At 70.7% G+C, this 23,369-nt stretch carries 20 protein-coding genes and 1 riboswitch; of the genes, 11 read left to right on the forward strand and 9 right to left on the reverse strand.

Annotated features, from left to right (window positions below):
- Positions 1-40: 40 nt before the first annotated feature.
- From ACF059_RS20820 to ACF059_RS20830, 3 genes are read right to left on the reverse strand one after another with little or no spacing between them, the layout of a single operon-like run.
- Positions 41-1,207 carry a cystathionine gamma-lyase gene (locus tag ACF059_RS20820; protein WP_392059555.1) on the reverse strand — a complete coding sequence of 389 codons (1,167 nt, stop codon included), beginning with the start codon at positions 1,205-1,207 and terminating at the stop codon, positions 41-43.
- A gap of 56 nt (positions 1,208-1,263) precedes the next feature.
- Positions 1,264-1,755 (reverse strand): low molecular weight protein-tyrosine-phosphatase, encoded by a 492-nt coding sequence (locus ACF059_RS20825; protein ID WP_392059195.1) that lies wholly within the window; start codon positions 1,753-1,755, stop codon positions 1,264-1,266.
- 11 nt (positions 1,756-1,766) lie between these two features.
- Positions 1,767-2,147: a phage holin family protein gene (locus ACF059_RS20830; RefSeq protein WP_360902712.1), complete on the reverse strand. Its 381-nt coding sequence runs from the start codon at positions 2,145-2,147 to the stop codon at positions 1,767-1,769.
- A gap of 89 nt (positions 2,148-2,236) precedes the next feature.
- On the opposite strand from ACF059_RS20830, the gene ACF059_RS20835 reads away from it, so the two are divergent.
- From ACF059_RS20835 to ACF059_RS20850, 4 genes are all read left to right on the forward strand, one after another.
- A complete protein-coding gene (locus ACF059_RS20835) occupies positions 2,237-2,554 on the forward strand; it encodes a cupin domain-containing protein (RefSeq protein WP_366866123.1) in 318 nt (105 codons plus the stop codon).
- Positions 2,555-2,702: 148 nt separating this feature from the next.
- Positions 2,703-2,930, forward strand: a complete 228-nt coding sequence (locus ACF059_RS20840; RefSeq protein WP_392059199.1) for a DUF5326 family protein — start codon at positions 2,703-2,705, stop codon at positions 2,928-2,930.
- Between the two features lie 363 nt (positions 2,931-3,293).
- On the forward strand, positions 3,294-4,040 hold the full coding sequence (locus ACF059_RS20845; protein ID WP_392059202.1) for an IclR family transcriptional regulator: 747 nt from the start codon (positions 3,294-3,296) through the stop codon (positions 4,038-4,040).
- A gap of 96 nt (positions 4,041-4,136) precedes the next feature.
- Entirely contained in the window at positions 4,137-4,586 is a 450-nt protein-coding gene (locus ACF059_RS20850) for an SsgA family sporulation/cell division regulator (protein WP_360902700.1), read from the forward strand.
- 82 nt (positions 4,587-4,668) lie between these two features.
- On the opposite strand, the gene ACF059_RS20855 is transcribed toward ACF059_RS20850, so the two are convergent.
- Positions 4,669-6,099: a YibE/F family protein gene (locus tag ACF059_RS20855; protein ID WP_392059205.1), complete on the reverse strand. Its 1,431-nt coding sequence runs from the start codon at positions 6,097-6,099 to the stop codon at positions 4,669-4,671.
- Between the two features lie 39 nt (positions 6,100-6,138).
- Positions 6,139-6,284: riboswitch (TPP riboswitch) on the forward strand.
- On the opposite strand from ACF059_RS20855, the gene thiC reads away from it, so the two are divergent.
- Positions 6,279-8,069, forward strand: coding sequence for a phosphomethylpyrimidine synthase ThiC (thiC, locus tag ACF059_RS20860; RefSeq protein ID WP_392059208.1), 1,791 nt, complete (start codon positions 6,279-6,281; stop codon positions 8,067-8,069). It overlaps the preceding riboswitch by 6 nt.
- A 133-nt stretch (positions 8,070-8,202) precedes the next feature.
- Here thiC and ACF059_RS20865 read toward each other — a convergent pair whose 3' ends face one another.
- Positions 8,203-9,291, reverse strand: a complete 1,089-nt coding sequence (locus ACF059_RS20865) for a glycosyltransferase (protein WP_392059211.1) — start codon at positions 9,289-9,291, stop codon at positions 8,203-8,205.
- Positions 9,292-9,576: 285 nt separating this feature from the next.
- Here ACF059_RS20865 and ACF059_RS20870 point away from each other — a divergent pair, with 285 nt between their 5' ends.
- Together ACF059_RS20870 and ACF059_RS20875 are read left to right on the forward strand one after the other, a co-directional pair.
- Positions 9,577-10,662 carry a hypothetical protein gene (locus ACF059_RS20870; protein ID WP_392059214.1) on the forward strand — a complete coding sequence of 362 codons (1,086 nt, stop codon included), beginning with the start codon at positions 9,577-9,579 and terminating at the stop codon, positions 10,660-10,662.
- A gap of 245 nt (positions 10,663-10,907) precedes the next feature.
- Complete coding sequence (locus ACF059_RS20875) at positions 10,908-11,615, forward strand: hypothetical protein (RefSeq protein ID WP_392059216.1); 708 nt, start codon at positions 10,908-10,910, stop codon at positions 11,613-11,615.
- Here the strand turns inward: ACF059_RS20875 and ACF059_RS20880 are convergent, their stop codons facing one another.
- From ACF059_RS20880 to ACF059_RS20890, 3 genes are all read right to left on the reverse strand, one after another.
- Positions 11,616-12,434: a hypothetical protein gene (locus ACF059_RS20880; RefSeq protein ID WP_392059219.1), complete on the reverse strand. Its 819-nt coding sequence runs from the start codon at positions 12,432-12,434 to the stop codon at positions 11,616-11,618.
- 148 nt (positions 12,435-12,582) lie between these two features.
- Positions 12,583-13,740 carry a metallophosphoesterase gene (locus tag ACF059_RS20885; protein WP_392059558.1) on the reverse strand — a complete coding sequence of 386 codons (1,158 nt, stop codon included), beginning with the start codon at positions 13,738-13,740 and terminating at the stop codon, positions 12,583-12,585.
- 216 nt (positions 13,741-13,956) lie between these two features.
- Complete coding sequence (locus ACF059_RS20890; protein WP_360900262.1) at positions 13,957-15,072, reverse strand: LacI family DNA-binding transcriptional regulator; 1,116 nt, start codon at positions 15,070-15,072, stop codon at positions 13,957-13,959.
- A gap of 361 nt (positions 15,073-15,433) precedes the next feature.
- On the opposite strand from ACF059_RS20890, the gene hisC reads away from it, so the two are divergent.
- Entirely contained in the window at positions 15,434-16,513 is a 1,080-nt protein-coding gene (hisC, locus tag ACF059_RS20895; protein ID WP_360900259.1) for a histidinol-phosphate transaminase, read from the forward strand.
- Between the two features lie 69 nt (positions 16,514-16,582).
- On the opposite strand, the gene ACF059_RS20900 is transcribed toward hisC, so the two are convergent.
- A complete protein-coding gene (locus tag ACF059_RS20900; protein WP_392059223.1) occupies positions 16,583-16,951 on the reverse strand; it encodes a cyclophilin-like fold protein in 369 nt (122 codons plus the stop codon).
- Between the two features lie 190 nt (positions 16,952-17,141).
- Between ACF059_RS20900 and ACF059_RS20905 the strand changes: the two genes are divergently transcribed.
- From ACF059_RS20905 to cydD, 3 genes are all read left to right on the forward strand, one after another.
- Entirely contained in the window at positions 17,142-18,647 is a 1,506-nt protein-coding gene (locus ACF059_RS20905; RefSeq protein ID WP_392059226.1) for a cytochrome ubiquinol oxidase subunit I, read from the forward strand.
- 18 nt (positions 18,648-18,665) lie between these two features.
- Positions 18,666-19,667: a cytochrome d ubiquinol oxidase subunit II gene (gene cydB / locus ACF059_RS20910; protein ID WP_392059228.1), complete on the forward strand. Its 1,002-nt coding sequence runs from the start codon at positions 18,666-18,668 to the stop codon at positions 19,665-19,667.
- A 111-nt stretch (positions 19,668-19,778) separates the two neighbouring features.
- A complete protein-coding gene (gene cydD, locus ACF059_RS20915) occupies positions 19,779-23,336 on the forward strand; it encodes a thiol reductant ABC exporter subunit CydD (protein ID WP_392059231.1) in 3,558 nt (1,185 codons plus the stop codon).
- Positions 23,337-23,369: the final 33 nt, after the last annotated feature.

Raw genomic sequence — 23,369 nt, forward strand, 5'->3', positions numbered from 1 at the left:
CCACTAGGGGGGAGGCTCGGACCGCCCTTCCACGCTCCGGTCAGCCCTGCTCGCCCGCGAGATCAAGGGCCCGCAGGACGTCCGCGACCAGGTCCCCGGTGTCCTCGGCCCCGGCGGAGAACCGGATGAAGCCCTCCGGCACGTCGTCACCGCCCCAGCGACCGCGCCGCTCCGCGGTGGACCGTACGCCTCCGAAACTCGTGGCGTCCTCGACCAGGAGCAGGGCGGCCAGGAACCGCTGCGCGTGGGCCCGGTCCGGCAGGGTGAAGGAGACCACCGAGCCGAAGCCCCGCATCTGGCGGGCGGCCGTCTTGTGGGAGGGGTCCGTCGCCAGGCCCGGGTAGCGCAGCCCGGTCACCTCCACACGGTCGGCCAGCGCCTCCGCGACGGCCAGCGCATTGGTCCACTGACGCTGCGCGCGCAACTGGAGGGTGGCCAGGGAACGGTGGGCGAGCCAGGCCTCCATCGGGCCCGGGATCGCGCCGACGATCTTGCGCCAGCGCCGGACCTGGGCGGCGCGTTCCGGATCGCGGCAGACGACGTAGCCCAGCAGCAGGTCACCGTGGCCGGTGAGGCCCTTGGTGCCGCTGGCCACCGAGAAGTCGGCCCCGAGCTGGAGGGGCCGCTGCCCCAGCGGGGTGGCGAGGGTGTTGTCGACGGCGACCAGGGCCCCGGCGGCGTGCGCGGCGTCCGCGAGGCGGCGTACGTCGCAGACGTCCAGCCCGGGGTTGGACGGGGTCTCGATCCACAGCAGCCGGGCCCCGTCGAGGACCGTGAGCTGGGCGTCTGCGCCGGTCGGGGCGGTGCGCACCCGGATCCCGTACGCCTCCAGCTGCTCGCGCACCAGCGGCAGCGCCTGGTAGCCGTCATCGGGCAGGACGACGGTGTCGCCGGTGCGCGCCTGGGACAGGAGGACGGCGGAGATCGCCGCCATGCCGGAGGCGAAGACGATCGTGTGCACGTCCTCGCCGGGGGCCTCCAGTTCCCCGATCGCCCGTTCCAGCAGGGTCCAGGTGGGGTTGGTGTCGCGGCCGTAGGTGTACGGGCCCTCGACGTCGCCCGGGAGGTGGAAGTGGGCGGCGAAGACCGGTCCGGGCAGCGCCGGTTCGTTCTTGACGGGTTCGGGCAGTCCGGCGCGGACGGCGCGGGTGCCGTCGCCCAGCCGGTCCGAGGGCAGCCGGTCCGTGGGCAGGCGGTCCGCGGGCAGCCGGTCGGCCGGCTCGCCGGGTCCTGCCGGTCCGGCTGTTCCGGGGGTGTGTTCGTTCACGCGGTGTGCTCCTTCAGTGCCTCGCGTACGGCGTCCAGCAGACCGGGGCTCGCCGCCTCGACCAGCGCCAGGCACGACTCGAACCCGTCGAGCGGCCCGTAGTAGGGGTCGGGTACGTCGGTCTGCGCGGTCGCGGCCGCCGGATCGTAGGACCGCAGCAGCCGGACCTTGGCGGCGTCCTGCGGAGTGGGCGCGAGTGCGCGCAGGTCCCGCAGGTGCCCGGCGTCCAGCGCGATGACGAGGTCGAGGCGGGCGAACCAGGTAGACCGGAACTGCCGGGCCCGGTGGTCCTGCGCGTAGCCGGAGGCCTCCAGGACCGAGACGGCGCGCGGGTCGGCGCCGTCGCCCTCGTGCCAGCCGCCGGTCCCGGCACTCTCCACCTCGACGAGGGTGTCGAGCCCGGCCCGCGCCACGTGAGTGCGGAAGACGGACTCGGCCATGGGCGAGCGGCAGATGTTGCCCGTGCAGACGAAGCACACGCGGTACACGGCCGGCCCGTTCAGTTCTTGTCGGGCAGGACCATGTTCACGGCCCAGGAGACGATGGAGATGATCAAGCCGCCGACGACCGCGGTCCAGAAGCCGTCGACGTGGAAGCTGAGGTCGAGCTCCTTGGCCAGCCACGAGGTCAGGAGCAGCATCAGGGCGTTCACGACCAGGGTGAACAGGCCGAGCGTGAGGATGAACAGCGGCAGCGAGAACAGCTTCACCACCGGCTTGACGATGAAGTTGACCAGGCCGAAGACCAGCGCGACCAGGAAGAGGGTGAGCGTCCGGCGGCCCAGGCTGCTGCCGTCGTCGAGGGTGATGCCGCCGAGGAGCGCGATGGCGACGGCCAGGGCCGCAGCGTTGGCCAGCGTCTTGACTACGAAATTCGTCATGTGTCTGATCGTGGCAGAGAAGATCCCGGTGGGACATCCGCAGATCAGCGGATGCCGCGGCACGATCGAGTACAAGGGGCACAACCACGATGAAAGCCTTCCGGCTTGACGAGCTCGAAGCGGAGCGGGTCGCGAACGACGGCGCCTATCTGCAGTTCCTGCGCGAACGGAACATGTCGGTCGGCCTGTACGCGCTGGAGGCGGGGCAGAGCGATCCGCAGCAGCCGCACCGCCAGGACGAGGTGTACTTCGTGGTGAGCGGACGGGCCTCGATCACGGTCGGGGAGGAGACGACGACGGTGGCGCGCGGCAGTGTGGTCTACGTCCCGGCGGGGGTCCCGCACAAGTTCCACCACATCAGCGAGGACCTGAGGGTGCTGGTGGTGTTCTCCCCGCCGGAGAGCTGACCGGGGCGCGTGAGGGTCGGCGCGCCGGCTCCCCTAAGGGGCGGATCAGGGCTCTGCGGGGGCCGGCGGGCCCCCGGAGGGGACCGCGGGCTCCTAGCATCGAGAGCAGGAAGTCAGGCACGACGACGAAGAAGAAGAGGTCGAGGACATGGACGGGATCCGAAGGACGTTCGCGGGCATGCCCTGGTGGGTGAAGTGGGTCGCCGTTCCGCTGCTGGCGCTGTTCGTCTTCGGCGGGGTGATCACCAGCATCCTCGGCGCGCTGATCGGGCTCGTCTTCAAGCTGCTCCTCTTCGTAGGCCTGGTCGCCGGCCTGATCTTCGTGGTGAAGAAGGTCGGCGGCGGCGGTTCGAAGTCCTCCGCCGGGGAGTGGTAGAAGCCGAGGAACCCAAGAGGTGCAAGCGGTGTAAGAGGTGTATGGGGCGTAAGAGGGGCGTACGGGGACCAGCCGGGCTCTTCCGGGATTAAGCCAGATGAGCGAACATGAGCCGCTAAACGGATCACGCCTCGGGAATCGGCCGATAGAGTCCCAATCTGTGCCGATCCCCTGGGCACCGCAAGCCCGGTAACACCGCTCTGAGCCCGATAACACCGCTCTGACCTGCGGTTGTCTTGACCAGTCGACCGAGCACGACCCCCAGGAGCCACGGCATACGCGGGGGCGGCCCCCGCAGGGCGGGCCCCACCGGTTCGCCGCCACACCTGGGGGTGAGCTTTGGCTTCGGTTCCCAATGCCGGTGTGCCGACCCTGATCGGTTCGGTGCAAAGGGCACTGAGACTGCTCGAAGCAGCGGGGTCCCATAGCGAGGGAGCTCCGGCCAAACAGCTGGCGCGCGAGGCCGGGCTCCCGCTTCCCACCGCGTACCACCTGCTCCGCACCCTGACGCACGAGGGCTATCTGCGCCGGGAGGGCGGAGTCTTCGTCCTGGGCGCCGCCGCGTGGCGTCTCGCCGGTGGGGGGCTTCAGCAGAAACGTCGCAGCATGATCCTCGACTCCCTCGCGCACTTCCGCGACGCGGTCGGGGCCCCCGTCTACTTCGCGGTCTACCGCGAGGGTGAGATCGAGGTCGTGGGCGTCTCGGACACCCCGTCCCGTCCGGCCTGCGAGGAGTGGGCCGATTTCCGCGCGACCGGCCACGCGCACGCCATCGGGCAGTGCCTGCTCGGCCAGCTCGACGAGAAGACGCGCAAGGACCATTACGACCGCCACCCGGTCGAGGCCGTCACCCCTTATACCGTGCGGGACCAACGGTCCCTGGAGCGCCGGATCGGGGCCCTGGGGCGAATGCAGCCAGTAATCGAGCGTCAGGAATATGCGCTTGGCACGGTCTGCGCGGCGATCCCCATCACAGCGGGCGATACCGCCGCAACGATGGCCATTTCTCTCCCCCTGCACGAGCAAGAGCGATTGCTCTATGTAGTCAATCGACTACGGAGTGAAGTAGGCGCGCTGTTGAGCACCCTCTCGTTCTCTATCAGTATCTGAAAACTCACTCCTTGTGATCTGCTAGCGCTTCCACCACTCTTGTCAAGAGGTCCCTGGGGGACATTCCTGGCCACTTCCACTACAGCGGGGTAGGCAATGCGCGAGTCGGTACAGGCAGAGGTCATGATGAGCTTTCTCGTTTCCGAGGAGCTCTCGTTCAGAATTCCGGTAGAACTCCGGTACGACGCCCGTGATCCGTACGCGGTCCGCCTGACCTTCCACCTTCCCGGGGATGCGCCCGTGACCTGGGCGTTCGGCCGGGAACTCCTCCTGGACGGCATCAACAAGCCGTGCGGTGACGGCGACGTGCACATCGCGCCCACCGATCCCGAGGACCTCTCGGACGTCCACATCCGGCTCCAGGTCGGAAGCGACCGGGCCCTGTTCCGCGCCAGCGCGGCGCCGCTCGTCGCGTTCCTCGACCGCACCGACCGGATCGTTCCGCTCGGTCAGGAGCGGAACCTCGGCGACTTCGAGGAGAACCTCGACGAAGCGCTCGACAAGATCCTGGCCGCGTCGCGGCAGAACGAGCAGAACGCCGGCTGACCCCGCCGCGCACAGCCACCGCCCCCGGCTGCCGCCCCCGGCCGCCGCTCCCGGACCGCCGCCCCCTGCCCTCGCGCAGCCCTCAGCGCTTGCGCCGCCGGCCCCGGCCCCCGCGTACCGGCCCCGCGGCCGGCCCGGCGGCCGGGGATCCCGGCCGGTCGGCGGAGACCACCAGCGCGGCGAGCGCCGTGGTCACCGGGACGGAGGCCACGAGGCCGATCGAGCCCACGAGGGTCCGTACGATCTCCTCCGCCACCAGCTCGCTGTTGGCCACCGAACCCATGCTGCTGTTCGCGATCGAGAACAGCAGGAGAAGCGGCAGAGCGGCGCCCGCGTAGGCGAGCACCAGGGTGTTGACCACCGAGGCGATGTGGTCGCGTCCGATCCGGATGGCCGCCCGGTACAGTCCGCGCGGCCCCATCGACGGGTCGGCCTGGTGGAGTTCCCACACCGCCGACGTCTGGGTGACCGTCACATCGTCGAGCACGCCCAGGGATCCGATGATCACACCGGCGAGCAGCAGACCGCTCATGTCGATGTCCGGGTAGAGACCGTGGATCAGTCCGGTGTTGTCGTCGGTGTTGCCGCTGAGGGACGCCCAGCCGATGAACAGCGAGCCCAGCAGCCCGATCAGCAGCAGCGAGACGAGCGTGCCGAGCACGGCGACCGAGGTACGGGCCGTCAGGCCGTGGCACATGTAGAGCGCGATCAGCATGATGGCGCTCGCGCCGATCACCGCCACGACCAGCGGGTTCGAGCCCTGCAGGATGGCCGGGAGGATGAAGAGCGTCAGCACGCCGAAGCTGACGACCAGCGCGATCAGTGCGAACAGCCCGCGCATCCGCCCGACGAGCACGACGGCGAGGGCGAAGATGCCGGCCAGCAGCGCCATCGGGAACTTGCGGTTCACGTCGATCACCGAGTACTGGAGGTCGCGCGGGGCGTCCGGCGCGTACGCCACGACCACCTCCTGGCCGTCCGTCAACTGCCGGGGGGCGCCCGGCTGGACGATCTCCACGAAGGTGCGGCCCTTCTCCGGGCCGCTGCCGATCTCGATGGTGGCCTTCTTGCACTCCCCGGTCTGCGCGGCCTGCGCCTCACGCCCCTCGGGGGTGGAGGTGTCGCCCGTCGGCGGCACCTGCGCGGCGTTCACTGATTTGCAGTCGACCTGTGCGAGCGAGACGACCTTGCCCTGCTGGGTCTGCCGGTCGAAGCCGACCCCCGTGCGCTCGTGGGCGGGGGCGCCGCCGGGCCAGAGGACGGCCATGCCGACGAAGACGGCGGTGGCGAAGGGGATCAGTACGGCCGCGATGACCTTGCGCAGGTGCTTCGACACCGGAGCCGCTGGGCCGTGACCATGGCTGTGCCCGTGAGCATGCCCGTGCCCGTGCCCGTTTCCGTGCCCGGGACCTGGGTGCTCGTGGCCGGTGTGGCCAGCGGGCTCGGTGGGATCGGTGGGGGGCTGCGGCGAAGTCGTCACCAGCAGATCATCGCAAGAGATGAGGGGGCCCACTGTTCAGCACGCCATGGATGACGCTAGCGTGGGGGCTACTTTGCACAACGCGGGAGCTCGGAGCACCGGGCTGAGAGGACGCTGATCACCGTACGCGCATCACGGATGCGTACGGGAAGAGGCTGCGTCGACCGCCGAACCTGTTACCGGGTAATGCCGGCGTAGGGAGATCAGGTCTCATGACCATTCAGGACGACGCACGCACGCCTGCCGTCAGCCAGGACGCCGACGGCCAGACCGAGCGCCAGCCGGGCTGGCACAAGGGATACGTGGCGGGCTCCCGCCCCGACCTCCGGGTGCCGGTCCGCCAGGTCCACCTCACCAACGGCAAGGACGTGACGCTGTACGACACGTCCGGGCCGTACACCGACCCGCAGATCGAGACCGACGTGCGCCGCGGCCTCGCACCGCTGCGCGAGAACTGGATCATCGGCCGCGGTGACACCGAGGAGTACGCGGGCCGTCCCGTGCGCCCCGAGGACGACGGCATCAAGCACACCTCGCCGCGCGGCGGGCTGAAGAACCTCGACGCGGTCTTCCCGGGCCGCCCGCGCCAGCCCCGCCGCGGCCGTGGCGGCGCCGCCGTCACGCAGCTCGCGTACGCCCGCCGGGGTGAGATCACCCCGGAGATGGAGTACGTCGCGATCCGCGAGAACGTCTCCCCCGAGGTCGTGCGCGAGGAGATCGCCGCGGGCCGGGCCGTGCTTCCGGCGAACGTGAACCACCCCGAGATCGAGCCGATGATCATCGGCAAGCGGTTCCTGGTGAAGGTCAACGCCAACATCGGCAACTCGGCCGTCACCTCCTCCATCGAGGAGGAGGTCGACAAGATGACCTGGGCGACCAAGTGGGGCGCCGACACGGTCATGGACCTCTCGACGGGCCGCAACATCCACACCACCCGCGAGTGGGTCCTGCGCAACTCGCCCGTCCCCATCGGCACCGTGCCGCTGTACCAGGCGCTGGAGAAGGTCGACGGCCGCGCCGAGGACCTGACCTGGGATATCTACAAGGACACGGTCATCGAGCAGGCCGAGCAGGGCGTCGACTACATGACGGTCCACGCCGGCGTGCTGCTGCCCTACGTGCCGCTGACCGCCCGCCGCAAGACCGGCATCGTCTCGCGCGGTGGCTCGATCATGGCCGCCTGGTGCCTGGCGCACCACAAGGAGAACTTCCTTTACACGAACTTCGAGGAGCTCTGCGAGATCCTGGCGTCCTACGACGTCACGTACTCGCTCGGCGACGGCCTGCGCCCCGGCTCCATCGCGGACGCCAACGACGCGGCGCAGTTCGCGGAGCTCAAGACGCTCGGCGAGCTGAACACGATCGCCAAGCGCCACAACGTCCAGACCATGATCGAGGGCCCGGGCCACGTCCCGATGCACAAGATCAAGGAGAACATCGACCTCCAGCAGGAGATCTGCGAGGAGGCGCCGTTCTACACGCTCGGCCCGCTCACCACGGACGTCGCGCCCGCGTACGACCACATCACCTCGGGCATCGGCGCCGCGATGATCGCCTGGTGGGGCACCGCGATGCTCTGCTACGTCACGCCCAAGGAGCACCTGGGCCTGCCCAACCGGGACGACGTGAAGACCGGCGTGATCACCTACAAGATCGCCGCGCACGCCGCGGACCTGGCCAAGGGGCACCCCGGTGCCCAGGAGTGGGACGACGCGCTGTCGGACGCGCGGTTCGAGTTCCGCTGGGAGGACCAGTTCAACCTGGCCCTGGACCCGGACACGGCCCGCGAGTTCCACGACGAGACCCTGCCCGCCGAGCCGGCCAAGACCGCGCACTTCTGCTCCATGTGCGGTCCGAAGTTCTGCTCGATGAAGATCTCGCAGGACATCCGCCGTGAGCACGGCGGGGACCTGAGGGCCGACGAGATCCAGGCGGGCATGGCGGAGAAGTCCGCCGAGTTCGCGGCCTCCGGCAACCGGGTCTACCTGCCGCTGGCCGACTGAGCCACACGCGAACAGGACCGGCCCGCACCCGAGGGGGGAGGAGCGGGCCGGTCCGGCGTGGGCCGGCGGTCTGGTTCGCAGTACGCCGGCCGTCTGGTCTCCGTACGCCGGCGGTCGGGCTTTCGTACGCCGGTCAGGCGACGACCCGGTAGTCCGGGCCCAGCTTGGCCCGCGAGAACGCGAGGTTCTCGGCGATCCGTTCGCGCTGGGTCTCAGGAAGCGCGTCCGACTGGAGGAGGCGCTCGCAGCAGTCCAGGGACTCCTGGTAGGCGCCGACCCAGTAGGCGGCGACCGCGAGTTCGTCGAGCGCCCGCCACTCGTACCAGTCGAACTCGACGAACAGGATGTCGTCGGGGCGCGGGATCCGCACCGCCTGCCGGGCGAACATGTACGCGAGCGGCCAGCGGCCCTCGTTGCGGCAGAGGCGGGCGAGATCGCCCAGCGCCTCGGCGCGTGAGGGTCGGCTCTCGTGCGCGCGCAGGTAGCGGTCCATCACCTCGGCCGGCGGCCTCTTGAGACGGGCCGCGAGCCGTGCCGCGTAGAGCCGGGCGCAGAAGGCCTCCTCGGCGAAGCCGCCCATGCCGGCCCGGAGGTCGTAGGCGGTGAGGGACTTCTCCGGCTCTCCCGCGTCGCGCCAGCTCTGCGCCAGGTAGAACGCGTAACGGGCATTGTCGGGTTCCTTGATCAGCCCCTGCCGGAGGATCTCCGCGTCCCGCAGGTATTTCTCCCGCTCACCGCCTTCCCCGAGGCGCGATCCGCCGCCGACGACGAGGATATGGGCGCCTTCGAGGGTTCCCTGGCTGAACCGCTCCTCGCAGTCGAGGTACTCGTGGAGTACGCCGACGTATTTCCACGGCAATCGGGTGGAGACCAGAGCGGGCCGCCAATGGATGACGGGCCGGTGGTGCACGGCGACGCCATAGGCGTCGAGCGTCAGCTCCGGCATCTGAAAGCCGGGCGGTGCCTCCATCATGTCGTCGGCGTCGAGGAACAGCAGGTAGTCGGCGGTGGGGCGGGCGAGTTCGATCGCCTCGTTGCGGCTGCCGTCGAATCCCTTCCACGGCCGCTCGTGCAGAACACCGGGAAGATCGCTGAAGAATTCCCGGATGATCTCCTGGGTTCCGTCCGTCGAACCGGTGTCCACGATCACCCAGGTGTCGATCAATGGGCGTACCGATTCGAGGCAGCGCCGGATGACCGGGGCCTCATTCTTGACGATCATGTTCAGGCAGACCGTTGATTTCAAGGTTCCCATCCACTGTAGTGATGAAAATGACCTTGGGGCGACCGTAGGCATCCGGGTAATGCCGTGCAAGGAAGCTCGACCGCGGGGGCGGGGGACGGGCGGAGTCCGGCACGGTACGAGGGCCATTGGCGTGGCGCTACTCGTCCGATAAGTGGACTTATGAGTGAGGCCTTCCGTCACACGCGGCGGTGATCCACACGATGACCGAGGTGGTCCGGGAGGACCCGGACATCGTGCGATCCCGTTTCGAGAAGGAGTGGTATGAGCCCCGACAACAGGTCCAGGTCAACCCTCGGTCCGCTGCCACGGCGCAGCGGCTGGCTGGCCGGTGGCACGCTCGCCTCACTTGCCCTGGTGATGGTGGGCGTCGCCAGCCCGGTCTTCGCCACGGCTGAGTCGATCCAGTCGGCCGCGAGGGTCAACGCGGCGAGCCCCACCGGGGTGAACCACTGCCCCCCGCACCAGCACCACCACAACCCGGATGAGGATCCGGCCTACAACCCGGACGAGGATCCGGAGAACAACCCGGACTACAACCCGGACGAAGACCCGAGGGGCGAGGACATGCAGGCCGGCGCGCCGGTCGGGGACGACAGGTGCGAGCAGGGCGGCCCTGGCGCCACGGGTGCCACGGGTGCGACGGGTCCCAGGGGTGCGACGGGTGCCACGGGTGCCACGGGTGCGACGGGTGCGACGGGCGCTGACGGCGCCACGGGCGCCACGGGCGCGACAGGTGCCACGGGTGCGACCGGTGCGACCGGTGCGACCGGCGCCACGGGGGCCACGGGTACGGACGGTCTGCCCGGTGCGACCGGTGCGACCGGTGCGACCGGCGCGACCGGCGCGACCGGAGCCACGGGTGCCACCGGCGCTACGGGCGCCACCGGCGCGGACGGTCTGAACGGCCTGGACGGCGCCATCGGCGCGACGGGTGCCACGGGCGCCACCGGCGCCACCGGCCCGGGCTGCAACTCCGTCGACAGCATCGCCCGTTCGGCCACCGTGACGTTCAGCGCCGCCCTCACGAACGGCATCGCCTACGCCGGCCGCACGAGCACGGCCGGAGGTGCGCCCGTATGGCAGGACCTCACCGACGCGGACAATCCGGGATACCCCACTGGCACCGCCTGTGGCATCGCGATCGTCGACCAGGGGACCAACTCCTACATCCGGGTGCTGACCACCGACGGCCGCGTCTACCAGACGCACGGTGACACCAACGGCACCAGCTTCACCTGGGACGAGGGGTGGGTCGAGCTCCTTCCGCCCCCCACTCCCGCCACCCTGCGCGGCAAGGGCTTCAAGGAAGACCTGATGCGCGGAGCCGGCCGCAACCGCCTCCCCTAGAGGCAGGCACTGCAGCTCACGTGCGGGCCGGGCGTGTCTCCCACGGGGATGCGGCCGGCCCCCGGCGTGTGGGCCTGTCCTCACGCGCGGCCGTGGGGGCCGGACGGGCCGCCCCGTTGGTCCGATAAGTGGACTTCTCCGCGAGGCGTCGCGTCACGCGCGACAGCGATCCCCACGATGACCGAGGTGGCCCCCATGGCCCCATCACGCATCGTTCGATCCGGTTTCGAGAAGGAGCGGCGTTTATGAGCCCCGAGAACAACACCAGGTCAACCCTTGGTCCGCTGCCCCGGCGCAGCGGCTGGCTGGCTGGTGGCACCCTCGCATCGCTTGCCCTGGTCATGACGGGCATCTCCGGCCCCGCCTTCGCCAGCCCGCAGGGTGCGCAGGCGGCGCAGACGGTCACCACGGTGAGCACCGTGAACGGAGGCAAGTGCTCGGACGAGCGCGACGACTACGACCCGCGGAAGGCCGACCAGGCCGGTCCCCGCGGTGGTGGCGGCGACGAGGGCTGCCAGGGCCCGACGGGTCCGACCGGCCCGCGGGGTCCGAAGGGTGACCCCGGCCCGTGCAGCGACGTCGACGCCTACCGGCCGAACGCCGCCACGGACCTCAAGGCCGTCCTCAGCAACGGTGTCGCGTACGCCGGCATCCGGGACCTCACGGGTGCGAACGCCCCGACGCCCTTCCTCTGGTACGACCTGACGGACACCGAGACCGACTTCCCGAGGGACGCCTGCGCGATCTCCATCGCCGCGCAGACCAACGCCGCGGGGGGTGTCTCCATCCAGACGCTGACCCGCCGCGGCGAAGTCTGGGAGCTGACCTGCGACGTGGAGCAGGACCCGTCCCCCACCGTCGGCTTCGTCCTCGACTGCGCGACGGAGTGGAACGAGCTCACCACCCCGGTCCGCGGCGCGGACGGTCCGCCGCCGGTGCGCAACCGGAAGTAGTCACTCAGGCCCGCGTTCCGGGCCGCCGAAGTCCGGACTCGTGAAGTCCGGAGGTGTGTAGCCGGGTCGGGGTCCCTCGGAGGGGGATCCCGGACTGGTGAAATCGGGCCGGGAGTATCCCAGACTGGGGATGCGCCCGGCCCCCGGCGTGCGGGGGGTCGGATACGCCGTCCCCGCACTGGGATCGGCTAGCGCGTCCCGGAGGAACGGCATGATGCCGCGCTCCAGCAGTGCGTGCCGCCAGGCCTCGCGGGCCCGCGCCACGTCGTCGGGTATCGCCTCGGTCTCGTCCGCCGCCACCTCGGTCGCGCTGTTGCGCACCGCCGTCACCAGCAGCCCGATCACGGCGAAGATCAGGGCGGCCACCGTGAGACCGCCGAACAGCCAACCCGCCGTCAGCATCGTCTCGGCGAAAGCCGGTTCGGGCTCGATCATCTTCAGGCTGTAGCCCACGAGCAGGAAGATCAGCATGGCGGTGCCCGCCAGGACCGGCGCGAGGACCGCGACCACGGCGCTGACGCCCGCGCCACCGCCGCCGCCCTGCTCCCCGTACTCGTCCCCCGTCGCACCGGGTGCGGACAAGGCCCCGTCGCGCCGTTCCTCGCGGACCTTCACGTAGTGGTCGTACTCGGCCGCGGCGGCGGCCGCCAGCAGGGCGCTGGCGCCCTGGGCCATCGTGCGCAACTGTTCGGCGTTCAGCCGTTCGCCCAGGGTGGCGAGTTCGGGCCGGTCCTGCGCGGTGCGCAGCGCCTCGTCGAGGAGCCGGTCGAACTCCGGCCGGTCTTCGGTCAGCAGGTGCGGAGCGCTGGTCATGTGCATCCCCCGATGCTCCGTACAAGCCGGTATGCCCGCGTAGACCCGGGCGCCGGCACAAACGGAGGAGAGCCTGCTACGGATAGAGCGATGGTAGAGCGCCCACACCACGCCGTGACAGGGGCTTTCTGGAAATACCCCTCTGCGTAAGCTCTCAGTCGCTCAACGGCAGTTGTACGACAAGCAGTTTGCCGGCCATCGTCACTCCGCCGTCCATCGCGATGGCGAGCCCCTCCGCGTAGACGTGCGGGCCGTCCACGGCCGGGCCGCGCGTCTCGTCGCCGTCCTCGGTGCCCACTTCGCCGAGCAGGTACGGGATGGGGCTGTGGCCGTGTACGACACGGGTGCCGCCGTACGTGTCGAGCAGCTCGCGCACGGCCTGCGGGCCGCTGTCCTCGTCGCGGAAGGCGAACCGCTTGGTGAACTTGCGGAAGAGGTCCCAGGTGATGTCGGCGTCGCCCCGGTTGAGGAGCTCGTGGATGGTGTCGTTGACGTCCTCGATGGAGTCGCCGTAGTCGAGGTAGGCCGTGGTGTCGGAGTGCAGCAGCAGGTGGCCTTCCTCCAGGACGGCCGCGTCCAGGCGGGACATCCACTGGAGGTGGACGTCCTGCAGGCGCTCCATGTCGGTGCGCTGGCCGCCGTTCAGCAGCCAGGCGGCCTGGAAGGTGGCGGTGCCGGCGCCGGAGACGACCGGGGTGTCGCCGAACCGCTTCGCTCCGATCAGCAGCAGTTCGTGGTTGCCCATCAGGGCCTTGCAGTAGCCGCCTGCGGCGGCGGCCTCGGCGGACAGCCGCATGACGAGGTCGATGACGCCGATGCCGTCGGGGCCGCGGTCGGTGAAGTCGCCGAGGAACCAGAGCCGGGCGTTGCCGGCCGACCAGCGGCGTTCCGCGTCGATCAGGCCCTGGGCCTGGAGCTCGGCGACGAGCTCGTCCAGGTAGCCGTGGACGTCGCCGACGACGTAGAGCGGACCGGGACCGGCCGTCGCCGGGGCCTCCTGGGGGACGTACTGGACCTGCACGGTGTCGCCCGGGCCGCCGGCCGCGCCGCGTCCGATGACGGGCAGGTCGCGGTAGGTCGGGGTGTAGCCGTCGAGGCCGTCGTCCTCCGGGGCCTGGGCGGTGGCGGGCGCCGGCGGCGCGCCGTCGCCGTAGTACGCCGGGTACTCGCCGTACACGGGGACTTCGCCGGGATGTCCGGTGGATACGGCGTACGGGGCGGGTTCGGTGACTGGAACCCGGAAGTCCCGCAGCGTCTCCGTCCGCATCGCGGGTCCCTGACCGGCCCCCTGAGTCATCGACCCCTCCACCACCGTCGCGCTGCCGTACATCTGCGGACCCTCCTGACCTCTGGAGAGGAGGGCCTGTGATGTCGTGCGCCCATCATAGGAATGCGGCTCGCGCTCTGTGACGCACCAGGGGTGGTGAATCGTAGGCGGAGCCGATCGTTCCTACCGCTTTCTACCGATATCGGTGCTGCTGAAATCCTCGGCCGGGCCGTCGGCCAAGCCGACCGGACGGTCTGGCGGTCAGTCCTGGGCCGGTGAACGGGGGGGACTGACGGTCGTACGGGGCTGCCTGCGCTGGGACGAGGTGCGGATGATGAGCTCGGTCGGGACGACCTGTTCGACGGGGCGCCCGGTGTCCACTCCCTCGATCGCGTCGATCAGCAGCTGCACGACGGCGGTGCCGATGCGGCGCGGTTTGAGGGACAGGGTGGTGATCGGCGGTTCGGTGTTGGCGTAGACGGTGGACTCGCTGCAGCACACGAGCAGCAGGTCCTCGGGGACGCGCAGGCCGTAGCGCCGGGCGGCGGCGAGCAGGTCGGTGCCGTTGGGGTCGAAGAGCCCGTAGACGGCGTCGGGACGGTCGGGGCGGGCGAGGAGCCGGTCGGCGGCGACGGCGCCGGCGCACGGATCGTGGGCGGGGTAGGACTCGTAGACGGGGTCCTGGCCGACGCGCGCGCACCAGTCGAGGTAGGCGGTCGTGGAGAGGCGGGTGTAGGTGTCGGTGGTGGTGCCGGTGAGCAGCCCGATCCGGCGGGCGCCCGCGGCGGCGAGGTGGTCGAGCAGGCCCAGTACGGCGGCCTCGTGATCGTTGTCGACCCAGGCGGTGACGGGGAGGGTGCCTGCCGGGCGGCCGTCGGAGACCACGGGCAGGCCCTGGCGGACCAGTTCGGTGACGACGGGATCGTGGTCGGAGGGGTCGATGACGACGGTGCCGTCGAGGGCGACGTTGGACCACACGTCGTGTCGGGAGGTGGCGGGGAGGATGACGAGGGCGTAGCCGCGGGCGAGCGCGGCGGAGGTGGCCGCTCTGGCCATCTCGGCGAAGTAGGCGAATTCGGTGAAGGTGAAAGGTTCATCCCCGTACGTCGTCACGGTCAGGCCGATGAGGCCGGACTTGCCGGTACGGAGGGTGCGGGCGGCGGCCGACGGGCGGTAGCCCAGACGGTCGGCCACCTCGCGGACGTGGCGGCGGGTGGCGTCGGGCAGCCGTCCCTTGCCATTGAGCGCGTCGGAGACGGTTGTGATGGAGACGCCCGCCGCAGCGGCCACGTCCCTGATGCCTGCCCGGCTCTGTCGGCCGGCGGCCCGCCGGGTGGTCTCGGTCCGGCTCACCTGATGCTTCCCTGCTGCTGTCATGGCGAGCCGATAGTAGGGCTCGGGGGGCGGGGTGGTCCGGGTGCATATGCACCCGTTGACAGGCACGGTTCTGCATGGTCCGCCACCCCCAATGACCTTGGAAATAAAGGAATTTGGTCGCTTGAGGGGGTGGTGGAGCTTGTCGGCGGGTCCGGGCATGCCAAAACGGTGTGGTCTCGGACTGGTCTCAACTCACCTGCACGGGGGATGCGCGCCACGGCGCAGGCCACCGGCGCGCGCATATATGCGCGCGCTCCCCCGCATTCCAGGCGCCCCCATTCTCGGGAGAGCGGAATCCTCATAAGGTGAGCAGTATTGAGTCGACGGCGACGTCGTACGGGACGGTCGAGGAGGACCTGCGGTGAGCGAGAAGAGCCCGAAGCTGCGCGCCGAGCTGGACGGCATTCCGACATACAAGCCCGGCAAGCCGGCTGCCGCGGGAGGTCCCGTCGCGTACAAGCTGTCTTCGAACGAGAACCCGTACCCGCCCCTGCACGGGGTGCTGGAGAGCGCCGTCGCGGCCGCCGGCAGCTTCAACCGGTACCCCGACATGGCCTGCACCGGTCTCGTGAACGAGCTCGCGGAGCGGTTCGGCGTGCCGGCGGACCACGTGGCCACCGGCACCGGCTCGGTGGGTGTGGCCCAGTCGCTGATCCAGTCGACGGCCGGCCCGGGCGACGAGGTCATCTACGCCTGGCGGTCCTTCGAGGCGTACCCGATCATCGTGCAGATCTCGGGCGCCACGTCCGTGCAGGTGCCGCTGACCGAGGGGGACGTGCACGACCTGGACGCCATGCTCGCGGCGATCACCGAGCGGACCCGGCTGATCTTCGTCTGCAACCCGAACAACCCCACCGGCACCGCCGTGCGCCGCGCGGAGCTGGAGCGCTTCCTGGACCAGGTGCCCTCGGACATCCTGGTGGTCCTGGACGAGGCGTACCGCGAGTTCGTGCGCGACACGGACGTGCCGGACGGCATCGAGCTCTACCGCACCCGCCCCAACGTGGCGGTGCTGCGTACGTTCTCCAAGGCGTACGGGCTCGCGGGCCTGCGGGTCGGCTTCGCGGTGGCGCACGAGCCGGTGGCCGCGGCGCTGCGCAAGACGGCGGTTCCCTTCGGCGTCAGCCAGCTCGCGCAGGACGCGGCCGTGGCCTCGCTGCGTGCCGAGGACGAGCTGATGGGCCGGGTGGGGGCGCTGGTGTGCGAGCGCACGCGGGTCCACGAGACGCTGCTCGCGCAGGGCTGGAACGTGCCGGACACGCAGGCGAACTTCGTGTGGATGCGGCTGGGGGAGCGCACGGCCGACTTCGCGGCGGCCTGCGAGAAGGCCGGTGTGGTGGTCCGGCCCTTCGCGGGCGAGGGCCTGCGGGTCACGATCGGTGAGACCGAGGCGAACGACCTCTTCCTGCACACGGCGGAGGCGTTCTTCAAGGAGCTGTAGCTCTTCAAGGAGCTGTAGGCGAGCTGGAGCCGGGGCGCGGGGCCGCCCGCGGTGAGGGCGTTACAGGTGTTACGCCCGCTCCACGCGGACGGGGTCGCCGTCGCGGACGGTGGACAGCAGGCGGGGGTCGCCGTCGAGCGAGCCGAGCACGTTGCACGGGCTCGCCAGGCGGCTCTCGCCCCCGCGTGAGATGGGCGTGGGGCCGTAGGGCAGCGCGAGGGCGTCGCCCTCGGTCCAGAAGGCGACCGTGCCGGGCTCGACGACCTGCCGGGCGTCGTGTTCGAGGGCCACGCTGACGCCGGTGTCGAAGTAGACCTCCTCGCCCCAGGTGTGGGCGGAGGCGGAGATCGGCAGGGCCTCGGCCAGGGCCTTGCTGGTCGGGGTCTCGTCGAGGGTCGCGGTGAGGTGGCCCGCAGGCCAGGAGATTCGAATCTTCATGAGCCGTATTCAACAATCTGTTGAATTAATTGGCTAGAGGGGTACCCCGCCTGAAGGGCGGCGGAAGCGGTGCGCCATAATGCTTGTGAATGTGAACGCGTTCACAAGCGTGTCCTGCTTTCTCCCGGATTGAGTGGGACACACCAGGCACTTGCCGCTGTGACCACGGCGACGCGAAGGAGACGAGGACGTGGATCTAGCTTTGGCGCCGGAGACTCTGGCGCGCTGGCAGTTCGGCATCACCACCGTCTATCACTTCCTCTTCGTACCCCTGACGATCTCGCTCGCCGCCCTCACCGCGGGCCTCCAGACCGCATGGGTGCGCACCGGGAAGGAGAAGTACCTCGGAGCCACGAAGTTCTGGGGAAAGCTCTTCTTGATCAATATCGCGATGGGCGTCGTCACCGGCATCGTCCAGGAGTTCCAGTTCGGAATGAACTGGTCCGACTACTCGCGATTCGTCGGTGACATCTTCGGAGCCCCCCTGGCCTTCGAAGCGTTGATCGCGTTCTTCTTCGAGTCCACCTTCATCGGGCTGTGGATCTTCGGCTGGGACAAGCTGCCGAAGAGGATCCACCTGGCCTGCATATGGATGGTGTCGATCGGCACCATCCTGTCCGCGTACTTCATCCTGGCGGCCAATTCCTGGATGCAGCACCCGGTCGGATACCGCATCAACGAGGAGCGGGGCCGGGCCGAGCTCACCGACTTCTGGCTCGTGCTCACCCAGAACACCGCGCTCACCCAGTTCTTCCACACCATCACGGCCGCCTTCCTGGTCGGCGGCGCGTTCATGGTCGGCATCGCCGCCTTCCACCTCGCGCGCAAGAGGCACGTCCCCGTGATGCGCAGCTCCCTGCGGCTCGGCCTGGTCGTCATGATCATCGCCGGCATGGGCACCGCCATCAGCGGCGACCTGCTCGGCAAGGTCATGTTCAAGCAGCAGCCGATGAAGATGGCCGCCGCCGAGGCGCTCTGGGACGGCGAGGCGCCGGCCCCCTTCTCCGTCTTCGCCTACGGCGACGTCGAGAAGGGCCACAACAAGGTCGCCATCGAAATCCCGGGCGTTCTGTCCTTCCTGGCGAACGACGACTTCACCTCGTTCGTCCCGGGGATCAACGACGTCAACAAGGCCGAGCAGGAGAAGTTCGGGCCCGGGGACTACCGGCCCAACATCCCGGTCGCCTACTGGGGCTTCCGCTGGATGATCGGCTTCGGCATGGCCTCGCTCGGCATCGGCGTCCTGGGCCTCTGGCTGACCCGCAAGAAGTTCATGCTGCCGCCCGGCCTGCGCACCGGGGAGAGCGAGGTGCCGAACCTGGTCCTCTTCAAGAAGGCGCTGAGCCCGAAGTTCGCCACCCTGTACTGGATCGTCGCCCTGTGGACCATGGGCTTCCCGCTCATCGCCAACTCCTGGGGCTGGATCTTCACCGAGATGGGCCGCCAGCCGTGGGTGGTCTACGGAGTCCTGCGGACCCGGGACGCGGTCTCGCCGCACGTCTCTCAGGGCGAGGTGCTCACCTCGATGATCGGTTTCACCCTGCTCTACGCCGTACTCGCGGTCATCGAGGTCAAGCTCCTCGTCACGTACGTCAAGGCCGGACCGCCCGAGCTCACCGAGGCCGACCTCAACCCGCCCACCAAGATCGGCGGGGACGACAAGAATTCCGACCGGCCGATGGCCTTCTCGTACTGAGGCTGAGGAGACCACACCATGCAACTCCACGACGTCTGGTTCGTACTCATCGCCGTCCTGTGGACCGGCTACTTCTTCCTGGAGGGCTTCGACTTCGGGGTCGGCGTCCTGACCAAGCTGCTCGCCCGCGACCGCAAGGAGAAGCGGGTCCTGATCAACACGATCGGGCCCGTGTGGGACGGCAACGAGGTCTGGCTGCTCACCGCGGGCGGTGCCACCTTCGCCGCCTTCCCCGACTGGTACGCCACCCTCTTCTCCGGCTTCTACCTGCCGCTGCTGCTCATCCTGGTCTGCCTGATCATCCGCGGTGTCGCCTTCGAGTACCGGCACAAGCGGCCCGAGGACCGCTGGCAGACCAACTGGGAACACGCGATCTTCTGGACCTCGCTGATCCCCGCGTTCCTGTGGGGCGTGGCCTTCGGCAACATCGTGCGCGGCGTGAAGATCGACCAGAACAAGGAGTACGTCGGCTCCGTGCTCGACCTGCTCAACCCCTACGCGCTCCTCGGCGGCCTGGTCACCCTCACGCTGTTCACCTTCCACGGCGCGGTCTTCGTCTCGCTCAAGACCGTGGGTGACATCCGGGAGCGCTCGCGGAAGCTGGCCACCCGGCTGGGTGCGGCCGCCGCCGTGCTGGCCCTGGTCTTCCTGACCTGGACCCAGTTCACCCGCGGCGACGCCAAGAGCCTGGTCGCCATGGGCGTCGCCGTGCTCGCGCTGGTGGGGGCCCTCGGCTTCAACCTGGCGGGCCGCGAGGGCTGGTCGTTCGCCCTGTCCGGGGTCACCATCGCGGCGGCCGTCGCGATGCTCTTCCTGACGCTCTTCCCGAACGTCATGCCGTCCTCGCTGGACGACGCCTGGAACCTCACGGTCACCAACGCCTCGTCCAGCCCGTACACCCTGAAGATCATGACCTGGCTCGCGGCCGTGGCCACCCCGCTCGTCCTGCTCTACCAGGGCTGGACGTACTGGGTGTTCCGCAAGCGGATCGGTACGCAGCACATCGCGGACGCGCACTGAACCGGGCTCCCGGGCTCCGCTGTCCGGCCCCGCCGGATGCTGCCCGCCTGACCTGACCCGCCCGACCCCGCCTTGCCTGACCTGACTGACCCTGCCGAGGGGATGTTTCACGTGAAACCGATCGACCCGCGCCTGCTCCGATACGCCCGTTCCACCCGCCTCTTCCTGGCGGCGGTGGTGGCCCTGGGGCTGGCCGGGGCGGGGCTGGTCGTCGGTCAGGCGATGCTGATCGCCGAGATCGTGGTCGGTGCCTTCGAGGAGGGGCTGGGCGCCGAAGGGCTGCGGACGCCGCTGCTGCTGCTCGCGGCGGTGGCGCTGGGGCGCGGCCTGATCGCCTGGCTGACGGAACTGGCCGCGCACCGCGCCAGCGCGGCGGTCAAGTCGCAGCTGCGGAGCCGGCTGCTGGACCGGGCCGCGGACCTCGGGCCCGGGCGGCTCGACCGTCGGGGAACGGGCTCGCTGGTGGCACTGGCCACTCGGGGCGTGGACGCGCTCGACGACTACTTCTCCCGCTACCTGCCCCAGCTGGGGCTCGCGGTGGTCGTGCCGGTGGCGGTGCTCGCCCGTATCGTCACCGAGGACTGGGTGTCGGCGGCCATCATCGTGGTCACGCTGCCCCTCATCCCGGTGTTCATGATCCTGATCGGCATGGCCACCCAGTCCCGTATGGACCGCCAGTGGCGGCTGCTGTCGCGGCTGTCGGGGCACTTCCTCGACGTGGTGGCGGGGCTTCCCACCCTGAAGGTCTTCGGCCGGGCCAAGGCGCAGGCCGAATCGATCCGCAAGATCACCGACGACTACCGGCGCGCGACGATGCGGACCCTGCGCATCGCCTTCCTCTCCTCCTTCGCGCTGGAGCTGCTGGCGACCCTGTCGGTGGCGCTGGTGGCCGTGACCATCGGCATGCGACTGGTCCACGGCGAACTGGACCTCTACACCGGACTGGTCATCCTGATCCTGGCGCCCGAGGCCTACCTGCCGCTGCGGCAGGTGGGGGCGCAGTACCACGCGGCCGCGGAAGGACTGTCCGCCGCGGAGGAGATCTTCGAGGTCCTGGAGACCCCGGTCGCGGGGCCGGTCGGCGCCACCCGGCTGCCGGCGGGCGCTCCCCTGCGGATCGAGATCGACGGGGTCGCGGTCCGCCACGAGGGCCGCGGCGCGGAATCGCCGCGGCCCGTCTCCCTGACGGTCGGTCCGGGGGAGTGCGTGGCCCTCACCGGCCCGAGCGGGGCGGGCAAGTCCACCCTGCTCCAGGTCCTGCTGGGGTTCGTGACGCCCACCGCCGGCCGCGTACGGATCGCGGGGGTGGACCTGGCGGAGCTGTCGCCGGAGCAGTGGCGCGAGCAGATCGCGTGGGTGCCGCAGCGGCCGCACCTGTTCGCCGGGACCATCGCGGAGAACGTACGGCTGGCCCGCCCGGCGGCGTCCGACGCCGAGGTGGCCACGGCGTTGCAGGACGCCGGGGCGGGGGACTTCGTGGCGGCCCTGCCGCGCGGGGCGGACACCCTGCTGGGCGAGGGCGGCGCGGGACTGTCCGCCGGCCAGCGCCAGCGCCTGGCCTTGGCGCGGGCTTTCCTGGCGGACCGGCCCGTCCTGCTGCTGGACGAGCCGACGGCGGCCCTGGACGGCGAGACCGAGGCGGGCGTCGTGGACGCGGTCCGCCGGCTGGCCGTCGGGCGCACCGTGCTGCTGGTCGTGCACCGGCCGGCGCTGCTCGCCGTCGCCAGCCGGGTGGTCCCGCTGGCGGCGGGGGACGGCGCGGCGCAGACTCGCGCCGACCGCCCCCTCCCCGGCCCCGCGGCCACCCCCGGCCCGACGCGCACCGCCGGTGCCCCGGCCCACGGCGCCGGGGAGTGGATCCTCGGTACCGCACCGGAGCCGCTGCGGCCCGGTGGCGGGAGCGATGCGGGCGGCGCCGATCCGCTGCGGCGGGTGCGCGCCGTGGCCCGCGCGTGGCAGGGACGGTTCCGGCTCGGGCTGCTGCTCGGCGCGCTGGCCGTCGGGTGCAGCGTCGGCCTGATGGCCGTATCGGGCTGGCTGATCTCCAGGGCCTCCGAACAGCCGCCCGTGCTCTATCTGATGGTGGCCGTCACCGCCACCCGCGCCTTCGGGCTGGGCCGCGCCGTCTTCCGCTACGCCGAGCGGATCGTCTCGCACGACGCCGTGCTCCGGATGCTCGCCGACCTGCGGGTGTCCGTGTACCGGCGGCTGGAGCGCATCGCGCCCGCCGGGCTGCGCGAGCACCGGTGCGGGGACCTGCTGACCCGTCTGGTGGCCGACGCCGACGCGTTGCAGGACTACTGGCTGCGCTGGCTGCTGCCCGTCGCCACCGCGGTGCTCGTGGGCGCCGGCTCGGTCGCCTTCACCACCTGGCTGCTGCCCGGCGCCGGAGCCGTACTCGCCGTCGGGCTGCTCGCCGCCGGTGTCGGGGTGCCGCTGGTCAGCGGGGCCTGCGCCCGACGTGCCGAGCGAAGGCTGGCCCCCGCGCGGGGTGAACTCGCCACCCGGGTGGCCGATCTGCTCACCGGAACCGCGGAGCTGACCGTGGCCGGCGCCCTGGAGGACCGCAAGGGCCGGGCACGGGAGAGCGACGGCCTGCTGACGCGCATCGCCGCGCGGGGCGCCGCCGCGGCCGGGCTGGGCGGCGGCCTGTCCGCCCTCGTCTGCGGCCTCACCGTCGTGGCCGCCGCGGCCGTCGCCGCGACGGCCGTCCACGAGGGACGTCTGTCCGGGGTGGCCATGGCCGTCGCGGTCCTGACCCCGCTCGCAGCCTTCGAGGCGGTGAACGGACTCCCGCTCGCCGTCCAGTACCGCCAGCGGGTGCGCCGTAGCGCCGAGCGGGTCTACGAGGTCATCGACGCACCCGCCCCGGTCGACGAGCCGGAGCACCCCGCCGCGGCCCCCGCCTCGCCCTTCCCGCTGCGGCTGACGGGGCTCGCCGCCCGCCACCCCGGCCAGGAACGGGACGCCCTGCGCGGTCTCGACCTGACCCTGGAGGCCGGCCGCCGCGTCGCCGTCGTCGGCCCCTCGGGCTCCGGCAAGACCACCCTGGCCCAGGTCCTGCTCCGCTTCCTGGACCCGCGCGAAGGCGCGTACACCCTGGGTGGGACCGACGTACGCGCGCTCGACGGCGACGACGTCCGCGCGCAGGTGGGCCTGTGCGCCCAGGACGCGCACCTCTTCGACAGCTCGGTCCGGGAGAACCTGCGGCTCGCCAGGACCGGCGCGAGCGAGCAGGAGCTGCGGGAGGCACTGGCCGCGGCCCGGCTGCTGGAGTGGGCGGACGGCCTTCCCGACGGGCTGGACACCCTCGTCGGCGAACACGGGGAACGGATCTCCGGCGGCCAGCGCCAGCGGCTCGCCCTGGCCCGGGCGCTGCTCGCGGACTTCCCCGTACTGGTCCTCGACGAGCCGGCCGAGCACCTGGACCTGGCCACGGCGGACGCCCTGACGGCGGATCTGCTGGCCGCGACGGAGGGCCGTACCACCGTGCTGATCACGCACCGGCTCGCCGGGCTGGAGGCGGTGGACGAGGTGCTCGTGCTGGAGCGCGGCGAGGTCGTGCAGCGGGGCGCGTACGCGGAGCTGGCCGAGGCCGAGGGGCCGCTGCGACGGCTGCTGGAGCGGGAGCGGGAGACCGACGGTGCGGTGGCCGGCGTACCCGCCTAGAGGGTGGCCGGCTTTCCCGCCTGGACGGGGGCC

It is taken from the genome of Streptomyces sp. NPDC016562 (genome assembly GCF_043076955.1).
Classification (GTDB): domain Bacteria; phylum Actinomycetota; class Actinomycetes; order Streptomycetales; family Streptomycetaceae; genus Streptomyces.